General features: G+C 40.8%; 2 protein-coding genes. Both read right to left on the reverse strand.

The window, feature by feature from the left end; all coding sequences use genetic code 11:
* Window positions 1-38: 38 nt before the first annotated feature.
* The gene (locus A3739_RS06790) at window positions 39-500 is read right to left on the reverse strand and encodes a Fur family transcriptional regulator (protein ID WP_068500824.1); all 462 of its coding nucleotides are present in this window, start codon (window positions 498-500) and stop codon (window positions 39-41) included.
* 45 nt (window positions 501-545) lie between these two features.
* Window positions 546-833: a hypothetical protein gene (locus A3739_RS06795; protein WP_068500827.1), complete on the reverse strand. Its 288-nt coding sequence runs from the start codon at window positions 831-833 to the stop codon at window positions 546-548.
* Between the last annotated feature and the right edge of the window lie 95 nt (window positions 834-928).

Consider the following 928-nt stretch of genomic DNA (forward strand, 5'->3'; position numbering starts at 1 on the left):
ATGATTACTGTCTTGCAAAGGTGTTTAGTCCGCGAAAGTTAGGCAGTCTGTGCGTTGCATACTGGGCAACGGCAGCTCATTTCGATTTGGGTACTTTCTAGTGTATAGCCCGCATCGGTAACATTGTTTTGGAGTTGCTGAATAATGTCATTGGGAATCACGACTTCGGTAACGCTATTACAGTTATTACAAATCAAAAACTGCGGGGTACCATGATCATGCCCACAGGTAATATGCGCGCAGGCAACATACTTATTGGCAATGTCGAGCTTATGAACAAGTTGCTCTGTCTGAAGGAAATCAAGAATACGATACACTGACATCGCGGGCAGAGGGGCTTTAAATTCATCTTTGAGGTAATCAACAAGCTCGTAAGCAGAGAGTGCTTTTTTTGATTCAATCAACGCAGAGAGGACTTGTTTTCGCTTATCGGTTAAGCGAACGCCTTTAGCTTTACACTGTTGCTCGGCGCTATTGATGATCTTGTTTATTTGGCTCATTAGAACTACTTAAGTCGTAAGGATGTTCACGATATAACATATCATTTATAGCCGCAATGACTCTTTTCTAATCAATGCTGAGACTTGTTTAAGTCTGATTTTTGATGGCTTTTTGAGGGAATCTTGGTACCACTGATACATCGCCTCGTATTCTCTCATTTGTAAGTACTCGTTTGATTTGTGCTCACACCCAAGAGTATCAATCCATATAAGTATCGCAATGTATTCAATGCTGTACTGCTCGCTTAGCGCATAAGTATTGTTTTGAAGCTCTCGCACCTCAATTATCTGATGGAAATCGTCCGCAAAGTATTGAATAACGTCGTTTCGCACAGCGAAAATGTTTTAAAAGACCAGTGTAGATTAGTTGCAATAATAGTAGGTCTGGCTATTTTGATAAGGTTCTGACCCTGCTTTCGTTGTGTTTT

The organism is Oleiphilus sp. HI0067, from assembly GCF_001635735.1.

Excerpts from the sequence above, each read along its gene's own strand:
- A3739_RS06790 (WP_068500824.1), bottom strand. The coding sequence starts at position 500 with ATGAGCCAAATAAACAAGATCATCAATAGCGCCGAGCAACAGTGTAAA.